The organism is Micromonospora sp. NPDC092111 (assembly GCF_044755745.1).
Classification (GTDB): Bacteria; Actinomycetota; Actinomycetes; order Mycobacteriales; family Micromonosporaceae; genus Micromonospora.
This window is the reverse complement of record NZ_JBIVRQ010000001.1, coordinates 962,434-986,234: the sequence shown is the minus strand read 5'-3', so window position 1 is coordinate 986,234 and position 23,801 is coordinate 962,434. Positions and strand designations below refer to the sequence as shown.

At 73.7% G+C, this 23,801-nt stretch carries 21 protein-coding genes; 7 read left to right on the top strand and 14 right to left on the bottom strand.

The window, feature by feature from the left end; translation table 11 throughout:
- Positions 1-168: 168 nt before the first annotated feature.
- Positions 169-543: a DUF3499 domain-containing protein gene (locus ACIQG9_RS04115; RefSeq protein WP_400398224.1), complete on the bottom strand. Its 375-nt coding sequence runs from the start codon at positions 541-543 to the stop codon at positions 169-171.
- A 505-nt stretch (positions 544-1,048) separates the two neighbouring features.
- Here ACIQG9_RS04115 and ACIQG9_RS04110 point away from each other — a divergent pair.
- Positions 1,049-1,498 (top strand): metallopeptidase family protein, encoded by a 450-nt coding sequence (locus tag ACIQG9_RS04110; RefSeq protein WP_400398222.1) that lies wholly within the window; start codon positions 1,049-1,051, stop codon positions 1,496-1,498.
- An 81-nt stretch (positions 1,499-1,579) separates the two neighbouring features.
- On the opposite strand, the gene ACIQG9_RS04105 is transcribed toward ACIQG9_RS04110, so the two are convergent.
- From ACIQG9_RS04105 to ACIQG9_RS04080, 6 genes are all read right to left on the bottom strand, one after another.
- Positions 1,580-1,837 carry a WhiB family transcriptional regulator gene (locus ACIQG9_RS04105; RefSeq protein ID WP_007455784.1) on the bottom strand — a complete coding sequence of 86 codons (258 nt, stop codon included), beginning with the start codon at positions 1,835-1,837 and terminating at the stop codon, positions 1,580-1,582.
- A 474-nt stretch (positions 1,838-2,311) separates the two neighbouring features.
- The gene (locus ACIQG9_RS04100) at positions 2,312-2,656 is read right to left on the bottom strand and encodes a phospholipase (protein WP_400398221.1); all 345 of its coding nucleotides are present in this window, start codon (positions 2,654-2,656) and stop codon (positions 2,312-2,314) included.
- A 16-nt stretch (positions 2,657-2,672) separates the two neighbouring features.
- A complete protein-coding gene (locus ACIQG9_RS04095) occupies positions 2,673-4,070 on the bottom strand; it encodes a DUF4331 domain-containing protein (RefSeq protein ID WP_400398220.1) in 1,398 nt (465 codons plus the stop codon).
- Positions 4,071-4,165: 95 nt separating this feature from the next.
- Positions 4,166-4,444, bottom strand: a complete 279-nt coding sequence (locus ACIQG9_RS04090) for a hypothetical protein (protein WP_400398218.1) — start codon at positions 4,442-4,444, stop codon at positions 4,166-4,168.
- Between the two features lie 126 nt (positions 4,445-4,570).
- On the bottom strand, positions 4,571-7,102 hold the full coding sequence (locus tag ACIQG9_RS04085) for a bifunctional FO biosynthesis protein CofGH (protein ID WP_400398216.1): 2,532 nt from the start codon (positions 7,100-7,102) through the stop codon (positions 4,571-4,573).
- Between the two features lie 258 nt (positions 7,103-7,360).
- On the bottom strand, positions 7,361-8,353 hold the full coding sequence (locus ACIQG9_RS04080) for a hypothetical protein (protein ID WP_400398214.1): 993 nt from the start codon (positions 8,351-8,353) through the stop codon (positions 7,361-7,363).
- 97 nt (positions 8,354-8,450) lie between these two features.
- Here ACIQG9_RS04080 and cofD point away from each other — a divergent pair, with 97 nt between their 5' ends.
- Together cofD and ACIQG9_RS04070 are read left to right on the top strand one after the other, a co-directional pair.
- A complete protein-coding gene (cofD, locus tag ACIQG9_RS04075) occupies positions 8,451-9,398 on the top strand; it encodes a 2-phospho-L-lactate transferase (protein WP_400398212.1) in 948 nt (315 codons plus the stop codon).
- The gene (locus tag ACIQG9_RS04070) at positions 9,395-10,486 is read left to right on the top strand and encodes a coenzyme F420-0:L-glutamate ligase (RefSeq protein ID WP_400398210.1); all 1,092 of its coding nucleotides are present in this window, start codon (positions 9,395-9,397) and stop codon (positions 10,484-10,486) included. Before cofD ends, ACIQG9_RS04070 begins: the two co-directional genes overlap by 4 nt.
- A gap of 382 nt (positions 10,487-10,868) precedes the next feature.
- Here ACIQG9_RS04070 and ACIQG9_RS04065 read toward each other — a convergent pair whose 3' ends face one another.
- Positions 10,869-11,870, bottom strand: coding sequence for a transcriptional regulator (locus tag ACIQG9_RS04065; RefSeq protein WP_400398209.1), 1,002 nt, complete (start codon positions 11,868-11,870; stop codon positions 10,869-10,871).
- A 259-nt stretch (positions 11,871-12,129) separates the two neighbouring features.
- The gene (locus ACIQG9_RS04060; RefSeq protein WP_400398207.1) at positions 12,130-13,167 is read right to left on the bottom strand and encodes a hypothetical protein; all 1,038 of its coding nucleotides are present in this window, start codon (positions 13,165-13,167) and stop codon (positions 12,130-12,132) included.
- A 186-nt stretch (positions 13,168-13,353) separates the two neighbouring features.
- On the opposite strand from ACIQG9_RS04060, the gene ACIQG9_RS04055 reads away from it, so the two are divergent.
- Positions 13,354-13,986, top strand: coding sequence for an NUDIX hydrolase (locus tag ACIQG9_RS04055; protein ID WP_400398206.1), 633 nt, complete (start codon positions 13,354-13,356; stop codon positions 13,984-13,986).
- 18 nt (positions 13,987-14,004) lie between these two features.
- On the opposite strand, the gene ACIQG9_RS04050 is transcribed toward ACIQG9_RS04055, so the two are convergent.
- Together ACIQG9_RS04050 and ACIQG9_RS04045 are read right to left on the bottom strand one after the other, a co-directional pair.
- Positions 14,005-15,096 (bottom strand): mannose-1-phosphate guanylyltransferase, encoded by a 1,092-nt coding sequence (locus ACIQG9_RS04050; protein ID WP_400398204.1) that lies wholly within the window; start codon positions 15,094-15,096, stop codon positions 14,005-14,007.
- A gap of 63 nt (positions 15,097-15,159) precedes the next feature.
- A complete protein-coding gene (locus ACIQG9_RS04045) occupies positions 15,160-16,305 on the bottom strand; it encodes a glycosyltransferase family 4 protein (protein ID WP_400398202.1) in 1,146 nt (381 codons plus the stop codon).
- A 152-nt stretch (positions 16,306-16,457) separates the two neighbouring features.
- On the opposite strand from ACIQG9_RS04045, the gene ACIQG9_RS04040 reads away from it, so the two are divergent.
- Entirely contained in the window at positions 16,458-17,147 is a 690-nt protein-coding gene (locus ACIQG9_RS04040; RefSeq protein ID WP_400398200.1) for a TIGR03089 family protein, read from the top strand.
- Positions 17,148-17,239: 92 nt separating this feature from the next.
- Here ACIQG9_RS04040 and ACIQG9_RS04035 read toward each other — a convergent pair whose 3' ends face one another.
- Entirely contained in the window at positions 17,240-19,264 is a 2,025-nt protein-coding gene (locus ACIQG9_RS04035; RefSeq protein WP_400398198.1) for an acetoacetate--CoA ligase, read from the bottom strand.
- Positions 19,265-19,594: 330 nt separating this feature from the next.
- Positions 19,595-20,110, bottom strand: a complete 516-nt coding sequence (locus ACIQG9_RS04030; protein ID WP_400398196.1) for an acyl-CoA thioesterase — start codon at positions 20,108-20,110, stop codon at positions 19,595-19,597.
- 23 nt (positions 20,111-20,133) lie between these two features.
- On the opposite strand from ACIQG9_RS04030, the gene ACIQG9_RS04025 reads away from it, so the two are divergent.
- Positions 20,134-20,805, top strand: a complete 672-nt coding sequence (locus ACIQG9_RS04025) for a hypothetical protein (RefSeq protein ID WP_400398194.1) — start codon at positions 20,134-20,136, stop codon at positions 20,803-20,805.
- Between the two features lie 53 nt (positions 20,806-20,858).
- Here ACIQG9_RS04025 and ACIQG9_RS04020 read toward each other — a convergent pair whose 3' ends face one another.
- On the bottom strand, positions 20,859-22,022 hold the full coding sequence (locus ACIQG9_RS04020; protein ID WP_400398193.1) for an acyl-CoA dehydrogenase family protein: 1,164 nt from the start codon (positions 22,020-22,022) through the stop codon (positions 20,859-20,861).
- A gap of 249 nt (positions 22,023-22,271) precedes the next feature.
- On the opposite strand from ACIQG9_RS04020, the gene ACIQG9_RS04015 reads away from it, so the two are divergent.
- The gene (locus ACIQG9_RS04015) at positions 22,272-23,699 is read left to right on the top strand and encodes a UDP-glucose dehydrogenase family protein (RefSeq protein ID WP_400398192.1); all 1,428 of its coding nucleotides are present in this window, start codon (positions 22,272-22,274) and stop codon (positions 23,697-23,699) included.
- Positions 23,700-23,801: the final 102 nt, after the last annotated feature.

Below are 23,801 nucleotides of genomic sequence, written 5' to 3'. Positions count from 1 at the left end.
CGAAGGCAGGGCGAGCGCGAAGGCAGAGCGGGCGGAGGCAGAGCGGGCGGAGGCAGAGCGGGCGGAGGCAGAGCGGGCGGAGGCAGAGCGGGCGGGCACAGGGCCGGGGGTGCCGCCGGCGGGGCTGATGCCGGCGGGGCTGGTGCCGGCGGGGCTGGTGCCGGCGGGTCAGTGGTTGGGCGGGATGACGCGGAGGTGGCCGCGACGCCCAGTCGAGGGGTTCTGGTGGTGCGCGTCCTGGTCACCCTCGGCGGGCGGCCTGGGGGCGACCGGGCGGGCCGCCTCACGGACGGCCTCGGCCAGGGCGACCAGGTCGTCGGTGGTGGGCGGCGGCGGTTCGAACTCGCCCTCGTGCCGGACCACGTCCCAGCCTCGGGGAGCGGTCAGGCTCCGGGCGTGCGGCTCGCAGAGGTCGTACGTGTGCGGCTCGGCGAACGCCGCCAGCGGGCCCACCACGGCGGTCGACTCGTTGTAGACATAGGTCAATGTGGCGACCGCTTGCCGGGGGCAGCCGTTACGGGAGCAGCGCCGTGGTGACCTCACAGGCGGCAGGGTATCCCCATTACCGGGTCCGGCGCACCGGTTCGCGTTGCGACACGCCCGTCACGGTGATCACAATTCGCACCTGGTGTCGCAAGCCGCGCCGCCGTTACGGCACTACCGCAGTGCCGCCGGCACGCCGTCGCCGCAATGCCGCCACGCCGCCGGTGCGGCGCTGCCGCAATGCCGGCACGCCGCCGGCACGCCATGCCGCCGGTACGCCGCCGCCACAGTGCCGCGCCACCGGCACGCCGCCGCATTGCCGCCACGCCGCCGCCACGCCGCCGGCGCCGCCGCAGTGCCGCCGGCACGCCACCGCACCGCAGTGCCGCCACGCACCCGCCGCACCGCCCGCCGCCGCACCGCCGCACCGCCCGCCGCACCGCAGTGCCGCCACGCACCCGCCCCGCCGCGCCGCCGGCACACCGGCGGCACGCCGCCGCACCCGCCGCGCCGCCGGTGCGGCGCTGCCGCAGGCCGGGGCGCACCGGGGGCTACCCTTTTGCTCATGACGAGCCCGGAACACCGCCGCCCCGGCTCCAGCCGGCGCACCCACCGCGACCGCCACGGACGCGGCCTGCGCGGGCGGCTGGTGCCGGCGACCGTGCCGCTGGCCCGGACCAAGGCCGAGGTCTTCGACGACCTGGTGCTGGACACCGTCGAGACGCTGGAGCGCCGCTTCGCCAAGGAACTGGCCGGTGTCGAGTTCGCCGTCGAGGACGTCCCGCCGGACCTGAACGTGTACGACTCGGATGTGCTGGAGGACGGCGAGGTGCCGCTGGCCCGGCTGCTGCCCGGCCGCCCCGGCCGGCAGGAGGTGCCGCCCCGGATCGTGCTCTACCGTCGGCCGCTGGAGTTCCGCGCGATGGACCGCGAGGACCTGGCCGACCTGGTACACGACGTGATCATCGAGCAGGTGGCGAATCTGCTCGGGGTCGACCCGGACGAACTGGCCTGACCCTTCCCGGCGCCGGTCACCCCCGCGACCGCACCGGACGTGAGCCGGGCGGCCCCCACCGCCCTGGCCCGACCCGTCGGCTCAGGCGGCCCGCCGCTTGAGCTTGCGCCGCTCCCGCTCGGAGAGCCCACCCCAGATCCCGAACCGCTCGTCGTGGCCGAGAGCGTATTCGAGGCATTCCGTCTTGACCTCGCACCGCGAACAGATCCGCTTCGCCTCGCGGGTCGAGCCGCCCTTCTCGGGAAAGAACGCTTCCGGGTCGGTCTGCGAGCAGAGTGCCCGCTCCTGCCACTCCGGCGCGTTTCCGAGCAGGTCGGCCACCTCAAGCTGGCCGTCCATCAGATGCCTCCTTGTCGCGCACCGACGTCACCGCCGCTGCAACCCCCCACGCGAAAGGCGTGCTTGTCCGTCCGGTCCCTATTTGTTGCGTTCCGTGCGAACAACCCCATTCAAATTACACGCGTGTAATGCGTGCGCCGTCAAGCCGAACTTGATAATGGAGTCGCCCTCCCGACACGTCGCCGGACGGCCACCCGGACCACCCGGCCTCGCAACCTGCCCTATCGATTCAGACCCCGGACGAGTAACGCCCTCTCCGGCGAGTTGCCCGAGATTTCTGCCGTGGCGTCGCCACCGTGGACGCCGCCGGGGTACGCCGGCAGAGGCTCCGGTGGACCAGCCCACCAAGATCAGGATCTTGGTGGGGGACAGGTTAACGCGGTTCGGTCCGGACCGCCCGCCGAGCCGGAAACGCCGACAGCGCCCCGTCCACGATGTGGACGGGGCGCTGCGGTAGGTACGGGCTCCCAGCGATCAGCCCGACCGTGGTGGGCTGCTCGGCCAGACGAATTCGGCGATCGCGCCGCCGGTGACGGAGATCGCTCCGGCAGGCGTCTCCTCGTCCCACCAGACGGTATAGAGGCCGGCCGTCAGATCCGGGTAGACGGCGCTGTGGAACACCCCGTCCCGGACGATCCGCTCCCGCACCGCGGAGTGTGTCCGCACCGTGCCGCCCTGGTCGGCCCGGCTGATCTCGATCTCCCGACCGTGCTGTTCCCGGCCGGTGTGGATGATCAGAGCGCCGGTCTCCCCGCCGACGTCGAGCATCACCGTGCCGCTCCCGGTCGGCCCGTACCGATGGTGATGGTGATTGTTCATGCCGGGCTCCGTCCGGTCAGGACTTCGCCGCGGGCGGGTTGTTGAACCCGTCGTACGGCGTGCCGAGGAAGGGGAAGTCGGCCAGGAAGGGCGCCGTCACGTCGGCGGCACTCAACCCGGGGGTGACCGCGCCGGCCGCCGCGTCCGGGCTGAACGCCCGGTCCACCAACGGCACGGTGACCCCGGCGACGGCCCGCAACGCGATGCTCACCACGTCGTCGCCGACCCGCCGGCCGTTCGGGAAGCCCGCCAGGTCACCACCGAGCACCCCGAACCGGCCGGGCTGGTGGCTCGGCCGGATCGCGGTGTTCAACCGCAGCATGTCGGCCTGGACGTCGCCGGTGGTGTTGGTGAAGCCGTCGATCAGCCCGGCCGGGATGCCGGTCAGCAGGATGGCGACCAGGTCGGCCCGGGCCTTCCTGGACTTGTTGAGTCTGTCCAGGTTGGGGAAGACCCCCGGGTAGAGGGCCGGCAGCAGGGCGGCCAACTCCGGCTGCTCCACGAACCGGGCGAACCGCTTGTCCTCGGACGGCGGCAGCGTGTTCCACAGGTCCTTCTTGGACATCGGCACGATGACCTCGTTGAACAGCGGATTGCCGAGCCGGGAGACCTGGGTCCACGGGCCGGCCGCCGTGTCCGTGGCGACCCGGTCACCGAGCACCCGCACCTGCTGGCGGGAGGCCGTCGTCCACACCCCGACGACCGACGCGCGGTCACCCACCCCGTACCGGTTGACCCGGCGGCGCACCTTGTCCAGCGGGACCTGTACCGCGATGCTGTGCACGTTCATCCGGTCCACCGCGTTGACCGGCTCGCCCTCGGTCCTGAACAGCTTCTTGCCGGCCACGTGTAGCTGCTGGAACGGCCGCAGGGTACCCAGGTCGAAGATCGCGCCCAGGTCGACGAAGAAGCCGTCCGCGCGCTGCCCGGCGAACACCTTCTCCCCCGTCGACAGCCTGTACGTCGCCTGCCGGACCAGGTCCGAGTACTTCGGGATGGACAGCGGCCCGACGTTGCACGGCGGGCAGGGCAGCTTGTGCGCCAGTACGCGCTCCCGACCGTCGGCCACCCGGGTCAGCCTGTAGAACTGCCGCCGGTTCCAGTTCCTGCTGTCCAGCGACTCGATCGGCCCGGTGTTGTAGAGAAAGCTGTTCGGATTCGTGATCTCGGTGGTGAATTCGAACCGGTAGGTCACGTCGGGATGGCCGTCACCGTCGTTGTCGATATGGATCTCGTACCGCACGTCGTCGCCGAACTCGAAGAAGTTCGGGCCGCCGGAGGGGAGCTGCAACGGCACATAGTTGGCGATCAGCGTCACCGAGTCCGGCCGGTCGGGGCTGACGAAGGCGTACAGGTCGGAACTGTCGGCGACCGGGTCCTTGGCTATCTCCGGCGCTTCGCGGTGGGACGACATGGCGGACCAACCTTTGCGGGGTGAGTGCGGAAGTCAGGGCAGGGCCGACCCGGCGCGGAGCGCCCGCGCCAGGTCGAGAGAGGGAGACCGGAGGTTCAGCGCCGCCCGGCGGCGCGCCGCAGCCGGTCCGCCAGACCGCGGTCGCGCACCTCGATCCGGGACGTGCCGACGAAGACGTCCATCGTCCCGGAGGCGGCGTCGCGCAGGTGGACCACGATCGGACCGTCCTTGCCGTTCGCCGACGGGGTGTTCTGCGCGGCCGACAGACCCGGCACGGTGAGGGCGGCGGCGCCCAGGGTGGCGCTCGCCGCGGCGGTCAACGTCTGCCGGCGGGTCAGTCGCGGCCAGCGCCACTTCCGCTCATCACTCGTCATGGGGAACCTTTCCTCCGGCGGCACCCTGAAGCGCCCGCGGTGGCTCGCGAGGTCGCCGACGGCGGCCCTCGCCTCAACCGCCGCCGGCGAACACTGGTACGGCCGGCACCCGCGAAAGGTTCGACGCTACGCGGCGGGGTGACCGTACGCGGTCGTCCGCTTGCGGGCCGGTCGTCCGGCGGCGGCGGCGATCGCCTGCAACTGCTCCTCGGTACGGGCGGAACCGTTACCCGAGCCGGCCATCCGGGAGATGGTCTCCTCCATCAGGGTGCCGCCGAGGTCGTTGCAGCCGCCGTTGAGCATCGCCACGGTGCCCTGGTCACCCAGCTTCACCCAGGAGCACTGGATGTTGCCGATCCGCCCGTGCAGCAGCAGCCGGGACATCGCGTGCACCACCCGGTTCTCCCGCCAGGTCGGGCCGGGCCGGGCGATACCGGCCAGGTAGATCGGGGCGTTGGTGTGCACGAACGGCAGCGCCACGAACTCGGTGAACCCGCCGGTACGGTCCTGCACCCCGGCCAGCACCCGGAAGTGGGCCAGCCACTGGCCGGGGTGGTCGACGTGGCCGTACATCATCGTGGAGCTGGACCGGATGCCCAGCTCGTGGGCCGTGCTCACCACCTCGACCCAGGCGGCGGCCGGCAGCTTGCCCTTGGTGAGCACCCAGCGCACGTCGTCGTCGAGGATCTCGGCGGCGGTGCCCGGGATGGTGTCCAGCCCGGCCTCGCGCAGCATCGACAGCCACTCCCGTACCGGCACCCCGGCCTTGGCGGCGGCGGTGACGATCTCCATCGGGGAGAAGGCGTGCACGTGCATGCCGGGCACCCGCGCCTTGATCGCCCGGACCAGGTCGGCATAGCCGGTGACCGGCAACTTCGGGTCGATGCCGCCCTGGAGGCAGACCTCGCTCGCGCCGGCCGCCCACGCCTCCTCGGCCCGGTCGGCGACCTGCTCCACCGAGAGCCGGAAGGCGTCGGCGTCCCGCTCACGCTGGGCGAAGGCGCAGAACCGGCAGCCCACATAGCAGACGTTGCTGAAGTTGATGTTGCGGTTGACCACGTAGGTGACGTCGTCGCCGACGGTGTCCCGGCGCACGTCGTCGGCGAGCCGGCACAGCTCCTCCAGGGCCGGTCCGTCCGCGCCGAACAGCGCCAGCGCCGCGCCCTCGTGCCGGGGCGTCAGCAGCGCCGCCGGGTCGTCCGCCGCCAGCCGCAGGCCGGCCCGCAGGTCGCCGTCCGCGCCCGTCCGGCCCTGCCCGGATACGCCGGACGCGGCCGGGCGCACCTTGCCGGCCACCTCGGCCCAGTCCCCGTAGACGCTGTCGAAGTCTCCCCGCCGGTCGTCGGTGCGGCCGGTGGTGTCGATGGTGGCGTGCAGGTCGGTCCGGCCGCCGCCGAAGACCTCCTCCGGCTCCTGCCACGGGCGGCCCACCGGCCGGGCCGCCGCCACGGCCAGCCCGGTCGCCGGCTCGGCGAGCGCGGTGACGTGCGGCAGCAGCCGGGGGTCGAGCCACGGGTCACCGGCCCGGACGTACTCCGGGTAGACGGTCAGCCGCTCGCGCAGGGTGAAGCCGGACTGCGCGGTGTGCCGGGCCAGCTCGTCGAGCTGCGGCCAGGGCCGCTCCGGGTTGACGTGGTCCGGGGTCAGCGGGGACACCCCGCCCCAGTCGTCGATGCCAGCCCGCAGCAACAGGTCGTACTCGCCCTCGATGAGGTTCGGCGGGGCCTGGATCCGGGCCTTCGGGCCGAGCAGCAGCCGGGCCACCGCCACCGTGGCGGCCAGGTCGCGCAGCTCGGCGTCGGGCATGCCACGCATCGCCGTGTCCGGCTTGGCGCGGAAATTCTGCACGATCACCTCCTGGAGGTGGCCGTACTCCCGGTGTGACCGGCGGATCGCGAAGATCGCGTCGACCCGCTCGGCCGGGGTCTCGCCGATGCCGATCAGGATGCCGGTGGTGAACGGCACCCCGACCCGGCCGGCGTCGTCGAGGACCCGCAGCCGCACCGCCGGTTCCTTGTCGGGCGAGCCGAAGTGCGGGCCACCCGGCTCCGACCAGAGCCGGGTCGCGGTGGTCTCCAGCATCATCCCCATGCTCGGCGCCACCGGTTTGAGCCGTTGCAGCTCCGACCAGGAGAGCACGCCGGGGTTGAGGTGCGGCAACAGCCCGGTCTCCTCCAGCACCGTCACCGCGCAGGCCCGCAGGTAGTCCAGAGTGGAGTCGTAGCCGCGCTGGTCCAGCCACTCGCGGGCCGCCGGCCAGCGCTCCTCCGGCCGGTCGCCGAGGGTGAACAGCGCCTCCTTGCAGCCCAGCGCCGCGCCCTGCCGGGCGATCGCCAGCACCTCGTCCGGTTCGAGGAAGGCCGCCGGCAGCCGGTGCGGCACGGTGGCGAAGGTGCAGTAGTGGCAGCGGTCCCGGCAGAGCCGGGTCAGCGGGATGAAGACCTTCTTCGAGTACGTCACCACGCCCGGCCGCCCGGCGTCGCGCAGCCCGGCGTCCCGCAGCTCCCCGGCGATCCGGAGCAGTTCGTCCAGCTCGGGCCCCCGGGCGGCCAGCAACGCGGTCGCCTCGTCGACGTCCAGCGCGCGCCCGGTGGCGGCCCGGCCCAGCGCCCGCCGGACGCTCGCCGAGGTCGGTCCGGTATCGGTGCGGTCAACCATCCGCTCAGCCTAGGCGCTGGGCGGGACGGCCGGGCGGGCACGCGACCCGGTGTGAGATCGCCCCGGCCGGGCCGACCCGGACCGGACCGGCCCGACGTCCGGTGCTCGGGTCGTCCCACCGATACGACGGGACGACCCGGGCCGGACCCGGTGCGCGGGATCCGGTCGTCCCGGCCGGGCGGCGGGACGACCCGGATCGGATTCAGTGCGGGGAGTTCGGGTCGTTCCGGCCGTGCAGTGGGACGACCCGGGCTGGGCTCAGTGCGGGGAGTTCGGGTCGTCCCGGCGGAACGGCTGGGTGCGGTCGGCCTCCACGTCCCCCGAGCCGGCGGTGGGCTCGCCCGGCTGGCGCGGGATGGCCTGGGTCGGGTCCGCCGACGGGGGCTGCCCGAACGGCGGGGCCACGTTCGGCCCGCCCACCGGCGGCGCGGACTGGGGTGCGCCGCCGAACGGCGGGGCCGGCTGCGGCGGCACCCCGAACGACGGCCCGGACTGCGGCGGCCCAGACTGCGGCGGGGTACCGAACGGCGGGGCGGACTGGGGCGGAACACCGAACGGCGGGGCCGACTGCGGCGGAACACCGAACGGCGGCCCGGACTGCGGCGGAACACCGAACGGCGGGGCCGACTGCGGCGGGGTGAACGACGGCGGCCCGTACTGGCCGCCCGGGGGCGGGTAGCCCGCGCTCGGGTAGCCGCCCTGGGGCGGCTGCTGCGGCCAGCCGGGCTGCGGCTGCCCGTAGACGCCGGGCTGCGGCTTCGGCCTCGGGACGTAGTAGAGGGTGCGCCAGATCCGGTACACCACGAAGGCGGCCACCAGGAAGACCGCGAACCAGGCCGCCCGGGTCAGCATGCCGAGCAGGGCGTCGAGCACCTCCGCCTCGGCCAGCCGGCCGACCAACCAGATCAGGAAGGTCAGCGCGCCGAACAGGGCACCGAAGGCGTACTCGCCGACGGCCAACTGGGTGAGCTGTTTCGCCCGGGACGACACCGGCGCGACGTGGGTGGCCAGCAGCACCGCCAACAGCGGCAGCACCGTGGCCTCGATGCCGACGAAGGCGAAGAACTCGCTGCCCGCCCGCCCCGAGAAGGTGCTGTATTCCGATGCCGGTACGAGCAGCCGGACGAGCCCGACGAAGAGCAGCACGGCGTTCGCGCCGAGCAGGACGAGCGCGGCGAGTTCGCGCAGGGGTGCGGTGATCTGGCGGGCCTGCGACGCGTCGTGCGACGCGGGCTCGGCGGGGCTGGTCACGAACTCTCCCTCGGGGCGAAACGGACGATGCCGACGTGAGCCTAGTCTCCCGGGGCACCGGCCGACCGCAGGCGTCTCGTGCGCGAGGATGGACGACATGCGCATCGTGGTTCTGACCGGCGGCATCGGGGGAGCCCGTTTCCTGCTCGGCGTCCGGGCGTACGCCCGTGAGGTGGGCGCCGAGGTGACCGCCGTGGTCAACGTCGGCGACGACCTGTACCTGCACGGCCTGAAGGTCTGCCCCGACCTGGACAGCGTCCTCTACACCCTGGGCGGCGGCGCCGACCCGGAACGCGGCTGGGGACGGGTCGGCGAGAGCTGGACGGTCAAGGAGGAGCTGGCCGCGTACGGGGCCGAGCCGACCTGGTTCTCACTCGGTGACAAGGACGTCGCCACCCACCTGGTGCGCACCACCATGCTCACCGCCGGATACCCGCTGTCGCAGGTCACCGAGGCGCTGGCCGCGCGCTGGCAGCCGGGCGTACGGCTGCTCCCGGCCACCGACGACCGGCTGGAGACGCACGCGGTGGTCGGCCTGGACGGCGGCCAGCGGGCGATCCACTTCCAGGAGTGGTGGGTCCGGTACCGGGCCGCCGTCCCCACCCACCGGTTCGTCTTCGTCGGCGCGGAGAGCGCCAAGCCGGCCCCCGGGGTCACCGAGGCGCTGGCCGCCGCCGACGTGGTGCTGGTCGCGCCGAGCAACCCGGTGGTGAGCATCGCCCCGGTGCTGGCGGTACCCGGGCTGCGCGACGCGGTCGCCGGCGGCTCCGCCCCGGTCGTCGGGGTGTCCCCGATCATCGGCGGCGCACCGGTGCGCGGGATGGCCGACCGCTGCCTGTCGGTGCTCGGCGTGGACTGCAGCGCGGCCGGGGTGGGCCGGCTGTACGGTGGCCGGAGCGAGGGCGGCCTGCTCGACGGCTGGCTGGTCGCGCCGGAGGACGACGACACAACGGTGCCCGGGGTGACGGTCCGGTCGGTCCCGCTGCGGATGACCGACGAGGCGGCGACGGCGGCGATGGTGCGGGCCGCGATGGAGCTGGTGTGAGGCTGGAGATCCTGCCGGTGCCGGGCATCGGCGACGTGACCGAGGGCGACGACCTGGCGGTGCTGATCGGTACCGCCGCGCCGTGGCTGCGCGACGGCGACGTGCTGGTGGTGACCAGCAAGATCGTGTCGAAGGCCGAGGGGCGGCTGGTGGACGTACCGGCCGACGGTCCGGAACGGCTCGCCGCCCGGGACGAGGTGCTGGCCGCCGAGACCGCCCGGGTGGTGGCGACCCGGGGCCAGACCCGGATCGTGCAGACCCACCACGGCTTCGTGATGGCCTCCGCCGGGATCGACGCCTCGAACGTCGACAAGACCCGGCTGGTGCTGCTGCCGGAGGACCCGGACGCCTCGGCCCGGGCGCTGCGCGCCGCGCTGCGCGACCGCTACCGGGTGGACGTCGCCGTGATCATCAGCGACACGATGGGCCGGCCCTGGCGCAACGGGCTGACCGACGTGGCGCTCGGCGTGGCCGGGATGGCCGCCATCCGGGACCACCGGGGCGAGGTCGACCCGTACGGCAACGAGCTGCAACTGACCCAGATGGCCGTGGTCGACGAGCTGGCCGGCGCCGGCGAGCTGATCAAGGGCAAGTGCGACCAGGTGCCGGTGGCCGTGGTCCGTGGCTACCTGCCGGCGAGCCGCCCGGCCGACGAGGACGCCGGGGCCGCCGTGCTAATCCGGGAGAGCGCGCTGGACCTGTTCTCCCTCGGCACCGCCGAGGCGACGGCGGCCGGACTGCGCGCCGCCGCGACCCTGGCCGACGGCACCGGCGAGGCACCGGCCGACCCGGCGGCGGTCGACCGAGCGATCGCCGTGGTGGCCGAGGTGGTCGCCCCCGGCACCACCTTCACCCAGGTCACCGACGACGAGGTACGCGCCGGGCTGGTGGCCACCGTCGAGGGTTGGCCGGCCGGGGCGACCGGTCTGGTGCTCGGTGCCGCGCCCACCCCCGTCGACCAGCCCGATCTGGTGCGCTTCGGCGCCGACCTGCAACGGCTGCGTACCGCGCTGGCCGCCGAGGGCGTCCCGTCGGCGCTGCTGCCACCCCCGGCGGGCACCACCGCCAGCGCCTGCCTGGCGGTCTGACCCACCCACCCCGACGGCCCGAGCACCCACCGCCCCGGGCGGCCCGACCGCCCGACCGCCCAGCGCGCCCAGCAGCCCAGCAGCCCAGCCATGGTCGACTCCGTATCGGCGAAGTGGCGGTATCCGAAGGCCCCGGATACCGCCATTTCGGCGATCCGGAGTCGATCAACGCCCGCCACGCACCCAGCCCGGGCGCGCGGGGCATGGGGCCCGGGCCAGGGCGCGGACACGGGGCCAGGGCGCGCGGGCACGGGGCCAGGGCGCGCGGGCACGGGGCCAGGGCGCGGGCACGGGGCCAGGGCACGGGGGCACGGGGGCAGGGCGCGACGGTGGTCTGCGGGGACGTGCCGGGCTGCGAGCGGGCACTGGCCGGGGCGGAGGGTCAGGCGTCGAGCATGGCGCGGCCGAGTGGGGTCAGGGTGTGCAGGACGGTGTTGCGGTCCCGCCGGCTGACCAGCAGCCCGGCATTGCGCAGCACGGCGGTGTGCTGGCTGGCCGCGGCGGCGGAGATGTGCAGCCGGCGGGCCACCTCACCCGTGGTGGCACCGTCGTCGCTTGCTTCGAGCACCGCGGCCCGGGTGCGGCCGAGCAACGCGGCCAGCGCCGCCCGACTGCCGTCGAGGGTCGGCCGGGCCCCCTCGCCGGAGGCCGGTGCCAGGCCACCGAGCCGGTCCACCGGATAGACGAGCACCGGGGGCAGCGCCGGATCGAGCAGGGCCACCGGGGTACGCGCGCAGAAGAACGACGGCACCAGCAGCAGACCCCGGCCGTCCAGATGCAACTCCCGGTGGTCCGGGTAGTCCAGGACCTGGAGGACGCCGGATTCCCAGCGCATCCCCGGCCGCAGGCTGGCCAACAGCCCCTCCGCGCCGCCGTCGAGCAGGGCGCGGGCCCGCACCGCGCGGTCGGCCTCCACGGCGGCCCGGATCCGCCCCCAGTACGGGTCGATCGCCACCGAGCGGTACTGCGTCATCGAGTCCGTCAGGTGCCGCATCACCTCCGGCTCGCCCCGGGCCAGTGCGGCGGCGGACGACGGCAGCGGGTTCGCCCCGGCCAGCACCGTCAGGTCCCGGCGCAGCAGCGCGGACGGGGTGGACCGGACCGCGTCCAGTCCCGCCTCGAAACCCGCCACGCTCTCGTACGGGGTGAGGAAGTCGGGGAAGTAGCCGCGCGGCGGGTTCAGCGCGAACAGCAACCGGAACTGGTCGGCGGCGGTGTCCCGGCGCAGCCTGGCGGCGACCCCCCGGCGCCAGTGCGCCAGCAGCGGATCACGGCTGCGCCCCTGGAGCAGGTGCAGGCTGAGGACCAACTCCCAGACCGGGTCGGCGGCGGGGGCGACCCGGGTCCGGAGGATGTCCTCCTGGGAGAAGTGGATGGTCAGCATGGAGCGCTCCTGGGGCGGGCAGGGGAACGCCCACCGGTCCCCCTGCACTGTACCGGGCGGCACTTATCTCCACTTTTAAGCGTGGACTGAAAGACCTCGACGGCCGGGCCCCCGCTTGGCATGCTCCTTACTGCCGGGTACGAGTATCCGGGCGACCTGGGGCCCAGGGGAAACGTGGCGCCCGGGAGGCACCACGAGGGTCTGCGGCCCTGGTTCCGCAGAGGTGTCACCCGGGCGTACCGTCCGTCCCGACGGGCCGTCAGCCGAGCCAGAGCGCCACCCGATGGTCCTCGTCGGTGACGTAGAAGCAGCGCCCGTCCAGCTCGGCCAGCCCCTCCACGTGCCGGAACGGCGCCAGCTCGGCCACCAGCTCGGCGGGGATCCGGCCGTCGTCGGTCGGCTCCCACCGGAACCGGACGTGCCGCGAGGTCACCTCGCCGCCCGCCGGATGGTCGTCCAGCAGCACCGAGCCCTTGCCGAGGGCGTCGATCGAACCGGTCACCGCCGCGTACCCGCCGTCGGCGGTCGGGGTGAGCGCGCGGAAGCCGACCAGCTCGCCGGGCGGGGTCACCCCGGTCAGCGCGTACGCCCGGCCGGCGCGCGGCCACCCGCCGCCCGGGGCGAACATCTCCGGCACCCCGGCCAGCTCGACCAGGACCGGCTCACCGTCGACGGTGACCGGGAAGCGAAGCCCCAGCAGCACCGTGCCGTCCGGGTGGAACGCCGCCGCCTCGACGTTGAGCGGCAGGTCGTCCCCGGCCAGTCGGCTCACCCAGCCCTTGGCCCTGGCGGTGCCCCGGGCCACCGTCTCGACGATGAACCGGTCCCGCACCCGGTCGCCGGGCGGCAGCGGGGTGAACGGCGCCTTCGCCAACGCGTCGTTGATCGCGCGGTGCACCCGGAACCGGTTGCGGACCACCCGCACCGGCAGCGTCCCGGTGGCGGCGTCGTCCTCGCGGAACCGGGCCACGAACGCCCGGCGCGGGCGCAGCGGGCCGGCCTTCGAGCCGAAGTGCGACCCGAAGACGTACACCCAGCCGTCGTGGTGGGCCAGCGCCTCACCGTCCTCGGTGCGGCCGTTCTCCGCCCCGGCGTCGGCCGGCACATGGTGCGCGACCCACTCGCCGTCGGTGCGCTCCAGCAGCAGGGCCAGGCAGCTTTCCACCGGGCCCTCGTCCAGCACCGTCCAGAAACCACGGGTGGCGCCGTACGCCCGCAGCAACGCCGGGGACCGGACCGGCAGCAGGTCGCTGGCCTCGTTGCCGGCCACCACGAACTCGACGAGTCTCAGGCTCACCGCGCCAGGGTACGGAGCACACGCTCGTAGAGTGTCGGGATGCCCGCCACCAGCCCTGCCCCGTCGTCCCCCGCCGAGCAGCGGCGCACCCCCACCCCAGCGACCCGGCAGACCCCTTCCCCGGCGACCCACCCGCCCGTCCCCGGGACACCGCCCGCGTCGACGGCGCGGGCCGGATCGGCGGAGATGGTCGTACCGGATCAGGATGCCGGCCCGACCACGGCCGGGAGCGGGCCGGCAGCCGAACCGCCGCCCCGGGGCGGCGGGAACGCGGCGCTGCACGCGGACGCGGTCGCGGTGCTGACCGGCTGGACGCCGACCGGGCCGGCCGCCGCCGAGTCCCGGGACCGCACCCTCGCCCTGCTGGCCGACGGCCCGACGGCGCTGGAACACGGGCACCTGCCCGGCCACCTCACGGCGAGCGCGCTGGTGCTCGACGTCACCGGCACCCGGGTGCTGCTCTGCCTGCACGGCAAGTTCCACCGCTGGGTGCAGTTGGGTGGGCACTGCGAGCCCACCGACCGCACGCTGGCCGGGGCCGCGCTGCGCGAGGCGACCGAGGAGTCGGGCATCGCCGGTCTGGTCGTCGACCCGGTCCCGATCGACGTGGACATCCATCCGGTGGCCTGCCAGGGCGGCTCGCTGCACCACGACGTCCGGTTCGCGGTCTTCGCACCGGCCGGCGCGGTCGAGCGGGTCAGCGACGAGTCCGAGGCACTCGGCTGGTTCCCGACGGACCGGCTGCCGGAGCCGCTGGCCGGCGGGACGGAGCGGCTGGTCGCCCCGGCACTGGCCGCGCACGCCCGCCGCCCCGGCTGACCGGCACGGCCCCGACCGTCAGACCAGGCCCTCCTCGCCCTGGGCCTTCAGCTCGTCGACCAGCGTCTTCACGTCCTGGGCCCGGTCGCGGGGGCAGACCAGCACCGCGTCCGGGGTGTCCACCACGATCAGGTCGCGGACCCCGAGGGCGGCCACCAGCCGGCCGGACTGTGCCACCACCACCAGGTCGTGCGCGTCGTGCAGCAGTACGCCGGGCTTGGCGTCGGTGCCCAGCACCACGTTGCCGGACGGGTCGGCGGGGAGCACCTCGCCGAGGGTGTGGAAGTCGCCGACGTCGTTCCAGCCGAAGTCACCCGGCACGGTGGCGACCCGGCCGGCGGTGGCCGCGCCCTCCATCACCGCGTAGTCGACGGAGATCTTCGGCAGGGTCGGCCAGACCGCGCCGAGGACGTCGTCCTGCTCCGGGGTGCCCCAGGCCGCCGCGATCGAGGCGACCCCGGCGTGCAGGGCCGGCTGCTGGCGGGCCAGTTCGGTGAGGAAGACGTCCACCCGCCAGACGAACATGCTGGCGTTCCAGAGATGCCGACCCGAGCGCAGGTACGCCTCGGCGACCGGCGCGGCCGGCTTCTCCTTGAACTCGACCACCGGTCGCAGCGGGCCGTCGCCGGTCGGCTCGCCGGTCTCCAGGTAGCCGTAGCCGGTCTCGGCCCGGGTGGGCGTGATCCCGACCGTCATCAGCAGCCCCTGCGCGGCGCCCCGGACCGCCGCGCGGACGGTCTCCACCCAGGCGGCGGCGTCCCGGATCAGGTGGTCGGCCGCGAAGGAGCCCATCACCGCCTCCGGGTCACGCCGCGCGATCACCGCAGCCGCCAGCGCGATCGCCGCGCAGGAATCCCGGGGCGAGGGCTCCACCAGGATGTTCTCCTCGGGCACACCGGTCAGTTGCCGGGCCACCGCCGCCGCGTGCGCGGCGCCGGTGACCACCAGGGTGCGCTCCGGTGTGGTCAGCGGCGCCAACCGGTCCACGGTCGCCTGGAGCAGTGAGGCGCTGGTGCCGGTGAGCGGATGGAGGAACTTGGGGTGCCCCGCGCGGGACAGCGGCCACAACCTTGTGCCGCTGCCACCCGCCGGGATGACGGCGTAGAGCATCAGCACATCATGCCCGAACCATCCCAGTTGGGACGACGGCTCGGCCGTACGGTCGCCGACCACTCAGGAACGCGCTCGGCTCCAGGCCGCGATGTGCACCTCGGCGCTGGACTCCCAGGTGAACTCCTTGGCCCGGTCGAAGCCCGCCTTGGCCAGCGACAGCCGGCGCTGCTCGTCGTCCAGGAGGGCGGCCAGGTCGGTGGCGATCTGCTCCGGGTCCTCGCTGGTGTAGGCGACCGCGTCGCCACCCACCTCGGGCAGCGAGAGCCGGGGCGTGGTCAGCACCGGAGCGGCGCAGGCCATCGCCTCCAGGATCGGCAGGCCGAACCCCTCGCCGTACGACGGGTACGCGGCGACCAGCGCCCCGCCGAGGAAGCCGGGCAGGTCGGCGTAGCGCAGGTAGCCGGGGCGCAGCAGCCGCAGGTGGGAGGGGACCTCGGCCACCGCGCGGTCGATGTCGTCGTCGTGGCCCTGACCACCGGCGACCACCAGGGCCGGCGGGTCCTCCCGGTCGGCCACCGCGCGCACCCAGCCGCGAATCAGGTTGGGCACGTTCTTGCGTGGCTCCTTGGCCCCGAGGAAGGCGACGTAGCTGCTGCCACCGAGCCCCAGCCGGGCCCGTACCCGGGCCTTCTCCTCCTCGCCCGGGGCGTGGAACGCCTCGTGGTCGACCCCGTGGTAGGCCACGTCGATCCGGGTCGGGTCGGCGTCGAGCAGCCGGATCAGCTCGTCGCGGGTGGCCTTGCTCGGCACGATCACCCGGCTGGCCCGGCGCAGCGACGTCTTGATCGCGCTGCGGAAGAACGTCCGGCGGGACTTGTCGTAGTGCTCCGGTTCGGTGAAGAAAGTCGCGTCGTGCACGGTGACCGTGACCGGGCAGCCGGCCCGCAGCGGGCAGGTGTAGAAGGGCGAGTGCAGCACCTCCGCGCCGACCTGCTGGGCGAGCAGCGGCAGGCCGGTCTGCTCCCAGGCGAGCCGGGCCGGACGGTGGGCCACCGCGGCCGGGGCGGGGATGACCTCCGCGCCGGGCAGCATCCGGGTGTAGCGCTCCAGGTCGGTGCGGAGGCTGACGACGACCAGGTCGATTGTCTCCCCGCAGACGGTGCCGAGGGCCCCGAGCAGGCCGTCGACGTATCGGCCGACGCCGCCACGGTCGGCGGGGACACTCGTGGCGTCGATGAGCACGCGGGGCGGGCGACCGGCGGTCACGGGGCGACTCCTTGAAACTGGCGGGTCTGTGGGAAACAACACTTCGGGCAAGCCTACGCCGGAGCCCGGGTCGGACGCTGACTGCGACCCGACGGTACGCCGACTTGTCATCGTCATCGGGTACGGACCGCGACGGCGTATCGTTCGCGTCGATGGCCGACAACATTGCCCGGGTCTTCGCCGCCGCGATCGCGGCCGACCCCACCCGACCCCTGCTGACCTGGTACGACGACGCCACCGGCGAGCGCACCGAACTCTCCGGCACGACGTTGGCGAACTGGGTGGCCAAGACCGCCAACCTGCTCGTCGACGAGTTGGCCCGCTCGCCCGGCGACCCGGCCGGGGTGCTGCTCCCGCCGCACTGGCAGACCGCCGCGGTGCTGCTCGGCTGCTGGTCGGCCGGATTGACGGTGGCCGACACGCCGGGCGACGTGGACGTGCTCTTCGCCGCCGCCGACCGGGTCGCCGAGGCGGACGCCTGGCCGGCCGGCGACCGGTACGCCCTCGCGCTCGCCCCGTTCGCCGCCCCGCTGCGTGCGGTGCCGGCCGGTTTCGCCGACTACGTCGTCGAGGTACGCGGCCACGGCGACCACTTCACCCCGTCCGCCCAGGGCGGTCCCGCCGACGCGGCGCTGCTGGCCCGCGCGGAGGCCCGCGCGACGGCCCTCGGCATCTCCCCCGGCGACCGCCTCCTCATCGACGCGGCGGCCTACCCCGACCCCACCGACTGGCTGCTGGCCCCCCTCACCCGGGCCGCCTCCATCGTGCTCTGCGCCAACCTCACCCCTGCTCTGCTGCCCACCCGCGCCACCACGGAGAACACCACCCGCACCCTCACCTGACGGCGTGGATCACGGAGGCGCGGTGGGCGGAAGATGACCTTCCGCCCCTTTACGAGGCATCCTCACTCGATGGTCGACGCGGTCGGGCGGGATCAAGGGGTGGGGCGGGTCTGGGCGAAGGCGGCGAAGGCGGCGAGGGACTCGGGGTTGGCCAGGGCGCCCCTGGCCGCCGCCGAGTCGACGGGGGTGCCGGTGAGGATCTTCTTGACCGGGACCTCCAGCTTCTTGGCCGACAGCGTGCGGGGAACCGCCTTGACCTGGTGGATCTCGTCGGGGATGTGGCGGGGGGAGAGGGCGGTGCGCAGCTCGCGGGCGATCTTCTTCCGGAGGGCGTTGTCGAGCGCCAGACCGTCGGCGAGGACCACGAAGAGCAGCAGCTCACCGGCACCGCCCTCGTCGTCCTCCAGGTGCACCACCACCGAGTCGACGACCTCGTCCAGGCCCTCGACCACCGAGTAGAACTCGGCAGTGCCGAGCCGGACCCCGCCCCGGTTGAGGGTGGCGTCGGAACGCCCGGTGATCACGCAGCCGCCCCGCTCGTTGATGGTGATCCAGTCCCCGTGCCGCCACACCCCGGGATAGACCTCGAAGTACGCCTCCCGGTAGCGACGGCCGTCCGGGTCGTTCCAGAAGCCCACCGGCATGCTCGGCATCGGGGCGGTGATCACCAGCTCGCCCAGCTCCCCGATGACCGGGGTGCCGTCCGCCGATCGGGCCTCCACCCTCGCCCCGAGCGCCCGGCAGGTGATCTCACCCGGGTACACCGGCAGCAGCGGCACCCCGCCGACGAAACCGGTGCAGACGTCCGTGCCACCGGACAGTGACTGGAGCTGGAGGTCGTCGCCGACCGTGTCGTACACCCAGGTGAAGCCCTCGGCGGGCAGTGGCGCCCCGGTCGACCCGACCCCGCGCAGCGCGGACAGGTCGGCGATCTCCTTCGGCACCAGGCCGGCCTTGCGGCAGGCCAGCAGGAACGGCGCCGAGGTGCCGAAGTAGGTGGTGCCGGTCTCCTCGGCCAGCCGCCACAGCGCGCCCAGGTCCGGGTGCCCGGGGTTGCCGTCGAACAGCACGATGGTCGCGCCGACGGCCGGGCCGGAGACCAGGAAGTTCCACATCATCCAGCCGGTGGTGGTGAACCAGAAGAACCGGTCGGCCGGGCCCAGGTCGTGGTGCAGGGCCAGCATCTTCAGGTGCTCCAGCAGGATGCCGCCGTGCCCGTGCACGATCGGCTTCGGCAGCCCGGTGGTGCCGGAGGAGTAGAGCACGTAGAGCGGATGGTCGAACGGGACCGGGGTGAAGGTCAGCGGCTCGTCGGTCGGCGCGGCCAGGTCGGCCCAGGCCAACGTGCCCTCCGGCGCGGCCTCACGCGGGTCCTTCGGGCGGGCCGGAGTGTCGCCGGGCGGCACGGAGGCAGGGCCGGCCGGGTCCAGGTAGGCGATGCCGACGGTGTGCCGGACCGAGGGCAGGGCGGCCCGGATGGCGGCCACCTCGGCGCGCCGGTCCACCGGCTTGTCGCCGTACCGGTAGCCGTCCACGGCGACCAGGACTTTCGGCTCGATCTGCTGCCAGCGGTCGACGACACTGCGGGTGCCGAACTCCGGGGCGCAGGACGAGAAGATCGCGCCGAGGCTGCTGGTCGCCAGCAGCAGCACGTACGTCTCGGGGATGTTCGGGGCGTACGCGGCCACCCGGTCCCCGGCGACCACGCCGAGCCGGCGCAGCCCGGCCGCCACCCGGCGGACCTGCTCGCGCAGCCCGGCGGCGGTCAGGGTGACCGGCGGGCGGGTCTGGCCGTGCGCGACCACCACCGGGTCGTCGTCGGCCCGGCCGGGCATCCGCAGCACGTTCTCGGCGTAGTTGAGCGTCGCGCCGGGGAACCACCGGGCGCCCGGCATCGCCGGGTCGGTCAGGGTCGCCGTGGGCGGGGTGTGCGCCACCACCTCGAAGTGGTCCCAGATCGACCGCCAGAAGGCGTCCAGGTCGGTGACCGACCATTCCCACAGCGCGTCGTAGTCGGCGAAGTCCAGCCCCCGGTGCTCCCGCAGCCAGCGCAGGTAGCCCCCGATCCGGGACCGCTCGCGTACGTCCGCCGGCGGCGTCCACAGCACGTCACCCACCGCTCCACCCTCCTCCAGGCCCCGCACGACACTGTGCCCGGGCCGTGACGCCATCTTGCCTACCTCGCAGCGCCATCATCCACACCGGGGCCCAGCCCCGAAACGTGCCCCACGCACACATTCGCCCCCCACCCCCGCCCCCACCCCCTGGCGCCAGGCCCCCACCCCTGGGGGCCGGGGCCGGTGATCAAGAAGTTCAGGTCAACATTCGGTGTGGAGCTGCCGCAAACCTCTTGATCACCGGGGCGGACGCGCCAGTCAGGCGGGCAGCCGGGCAGCCGGGCAGCCTGGTGCGGGGGTAACGGGTTGGGGGGTCGGGTGGGGTGTCGGTCAGCCTGCGCGGTGGGCCTGGATGGCGCGGCGCTTGGCCAGGCGGTGGGCGCGGCGGATCTCCGCCTCCTTGAAGCGTCGTTCGTCCTCGGGGGTCTCCGACAGCACCGGGCGGACCGGCCGGGGGGCGCCGCTCACGTCCACCCCCACGAAGACCAGGTACGCGGTGGCGACCCGGACCGGTTCGTCCTCGGCCGAGTCCCACCGCTCGGCGACCACCCGCACCCCCACCTCCATCGAGGTGTTGCCGGTCCAGTTCACCTGGGCGTGGGCGTGCACCAGGTCACCCACCCGCACCGGTTCGGAGAAGACGATCTCGTCGATCGAGGCGGTGACCGCCGTGCCGCCGCTGTGCCGGGCCGCCGCCGCGCCCGCCACGTCGTCGACGAACTTCATCAGCACCCCACCGTGCACGGTCCCGTACAGATTGACATCGACGGCGGTCATGATGCGACTCAGCGTGACGCGGGAGTACGACGTCGGCTTGCCGGACAGGGCGGCGGGGTGCTCGGTCATGGCGGAAACGGTACGGTGCGCGGATGCGACATCTCTGGAGCTTCCTCGCCGGGTTGGTGGTGGCGCCCATCACCTGGGTGCTGGTCACCCTCGGGCAGGACGGGTCGGGCCGGACCGTCGACCGCTGGGTGGAGATCGGCACATACAGCACGGCCAACCTGATCGAGCCGGCCGTCTACCTCGGCGTCGCCGGCATCCTGCTCGGCCTGCTCGGCACGCTGCGCAGCTCGCCGCTCGGCCCGCTCGTCGCCGGGCTGCTGCTGGTCACCCCGTACGTCGGGATGTTCATCGCCCCGTTCACCGTGCTCGACTGGATCCCGCAGGACTGGAAGGTGCTCGGCGACCCACTGCCGCTGCGCCAGCCGGTACAGGACGGCACCCTGTTCCTGATCGGCCTGCTACTGCTGATGGCGGCCTTCAGCGTGCAACGGTGGCGGCGCTGGCCACAGCCGGCGACCGGGGTGGAGCTGACCCCGGCCGACGACACCCCGCCGACCAACACCTTCACGCTGGGCGACTGGCCGCCGGCCGGCGCGGCGGCCCGGAGCGAGGCGGACACCGCCCCGCCCACCCTCGGCTACCCCGCCCTCGACACCCCCACCGAACCGCTGCCCCGGCGGGCCGGGACGGAGTCGCCGTGGTCCGCGCCGCCGCGCTACGGCGCCAAGCCGGAGAGCAGCACCGAGAACCGTTGACCGCCGGTGGGCGGGCCGGGGAACCGGCCCGCCCACCCGTACGGGCCGGCCGCTCAGCCCTTGAGGAGCTGGCGGGCCACCACGATGCGCTGCACCTGGTTGGTGCCCTCGTAGATCTGGGTGATCTTGGCGTCGCGCATCATCCGCTCGACCGGGTAGTCCCGGGTGTAGCCGTAGCCGCCGAGGAGCTGCACCGCGTCGGTGGTGATCTCCATGGCGGCGTCCGAGGCGAAGCACTTCGCCGCCGCGCCGAAGTACGTCAGGTCGGCGTCACCCCGCTCGGACCTGCCGGCGGCGGCGTACGTCAACTGCCGGGCGGCCTCCAGCTTCATGCCCATGTCGGCGAGCATGAACTGGACGCCCTGGAAGTCGGCGACCGGCCGGCCGAACTGCTTGCGCTCCTGGACGTAGCCCTTGGCGTAGTCCAGCGCGCCCTGGGCGATGCCGACGGCCTGGGCGGCGATGGTGACCCGGGTGTGGTCCAGGGTCTGCATCGCGGTGGCGAAGCCGGTGCCCTCGGCGCCGATCATCCGGTCCGCCGGGACGCGGACGTTGTCGAGGTAGACCTCGCGGGTCGGCGAGCCCTTGATGCCGAGCTTCTTCTCCGGGGCGCCGAAGCTCACCCCGGGGTCGGACTTCTCCACCACGAACGCAGAGATGCCGCGCGACCGGGCTGTGGGATCGGTCACAGCGAATACGGTGTAGAACTCCGAGACGCCGGCATTGGTGATCCACCGCTTCACGCCGTTGAGCACCCAGTGGTCGCCGTCCCGGACCGCCCGGGTGGTCATCGACGCGGCGTCGCTGCCCGCCTCCGGCTCGGAGAGGCAGTACGAGAACATCGCGTCGCCGGCGGCGACCCTGGTCAGGTACTTCTGCTTCAGCTCCTCCGCGCCGGCCAGGATCAGCGGCATGGTGCCGAGCTTGTTCACCGCCGGGATCAGCGACGACGACGCGCAGGCCCGGGCCACCTCCTCGATCACGATCGCGGTGGCCAGGGCGTCCGCCCCGGCGCCGCCGTACTCGACCGGGATGTGCGGGGCGTGGAAGTCCGCGGCCCGCAGGGCGTCGTACGACGCCTTGGGGAACTCGCTGGTCTCGTCCGCCTCGGCGGCGTGGGGGGCCACCTTCGCGGCACAGACCTCGCGGACCGCCGCGCGGACCGCGTCGTGCTCCTCGGGCAACCGGTAGACGTCGAACGACTGTTCTGCGGCCATGTCGGCCATCCCCTTTCACCGCTATCATGCGCAGTCTGGTGCCGTCCGGGGACCGCCGACTGCCGCAGACTGAAGGATAGCCATCCTGGTTCCGGCGTACCTTACCGGCGGGTAGGCTCGCGCCCGACAGGCGTCGACACAGCACAACTACCCTCACCAGTAGAACAAGTTTCCTATCGGTGCCCGGCCAGGCGCCGCAGCCGATTGCGACGCAGTGAAGCGCCGCCAGTGCGAGCGGAGAAGACAGGCGTGACGATCCCGTACCCGAACATCCAGCCGGCACCGGCGATCTCCCCGGTGACGCCCCCGTCGGGTGCGCCGCGTCCCCGGGTCACCTTCCTGGGCACCGGCTACCTCGGCGCGACGTACGCCATCTGCTACGCCGAACTGGGCTACGAGGTCCTCGGCTACGACGTCGACGCCGAGAAGATCGCCAAGCTGAACGCCGGCGAGGTGCCGATCCACGAGCCCGGCCTGGACGAGCTGCTCCGCCGCAACCTGGCCGCCGGCCGGCTGCGGTTCAGCACCGACATCTCCGAGACCGCCGACTTCGGCGACGTGCACTTCATCTGCGTGGGCACCCCGCAGCGCGCCGACGGGATGGGCGCCGACCTGTCCTACGTCGAGGCGTCGGTGACCAGCCTGGCCCAGCACCTGACCCGCAAGGCGCTGATCGTCGGCAAGTCCACCGTCCCGGTCGGCACCGCCGACTGGGTGGAGCAGCTCGTCGGCAAGCACACCCAGGTCGACCTGGGCGTCGAGGTGGCGTGGAGCCCCGAGTTCCTCCAGGAGGGCTTCGCCGTCGACGACGTGCTGCGCCCGAACCGGATCGTGGTCGGGGTCAAGAGCGAGTGGGCCAACGCCATGCTCTACGCCGCCCACAAGGGCGTCTTCGACCTGGCCGCCACCGAGGACCGGGAGGTCCCGCTGGTGGTCACCGACTTCGCCACCGCCGAGCTGGTCAAGGTCGCCGCGAACGCCTTCCTGGCCACCAAGATCTCCTTCATCAACGCGATGGCCGAGGTCTGCGAGGCCAGCGGCGGCGACGTCACCCAGCTCGCCCGGGCCATCGGCTACGACCCGCGGATCGGCAACCGGTTCCTCCAGGCCGGCCTCGGCTTCGGCGGCGCCTGCCTGCCCAAGGACATCCGCGCCTTCCAGGCCCGCGCGCAGGAGCTGGGGGCCGGTGAGGCGCTGCGCTTCCTGCACGAGGTCGACCTGATCAACATGCGCCGCCGTACCCGGGTCCTCCAACTCGCCGCCGACCTGCTCGGCCGCCGCTCCGGCCCGGCCGGCCCGGACTTCTCCGGCACCCGGGTCGCGGTGCTCGGCGCGACCTTCAAGCCCAACACCGACGACGTCCGCGACGCTCCGGCGCTCGCCGTCGCCGCGCTGCTCGCCAAGTCCGGCGCCGACGTGCACGTGTACGACCCGCAGGGCGCCGAGAACGCCCGCCGGGTCGCCCCCGAACTGACCTACGAGGCCAGCATGAACGAGGCGGTGACCGGCGCCGACCTGGTCTGCGTGCTCACCGAGTGGGCCGACTTCCGCAACGCCGACCCGGTCGCCCTCGGCGAGCTGGTCGCCGGCCGCAAGGTGGTCGACGGGCGCAACTGCCTGGACGCGGCACTGTGGAGCAAGGCCGGCTGGGAGTACCGGGGCATGGGCCGCCCCTGACGACGACGGGCCGCGCCGGCCGGGGAGCACCGCTCCCCGGCCGGCGCGTTTTTGTTGCCCGGAACGACGCCCCGGGTGTCGAAATCCGCGCCCGCTCAAGGC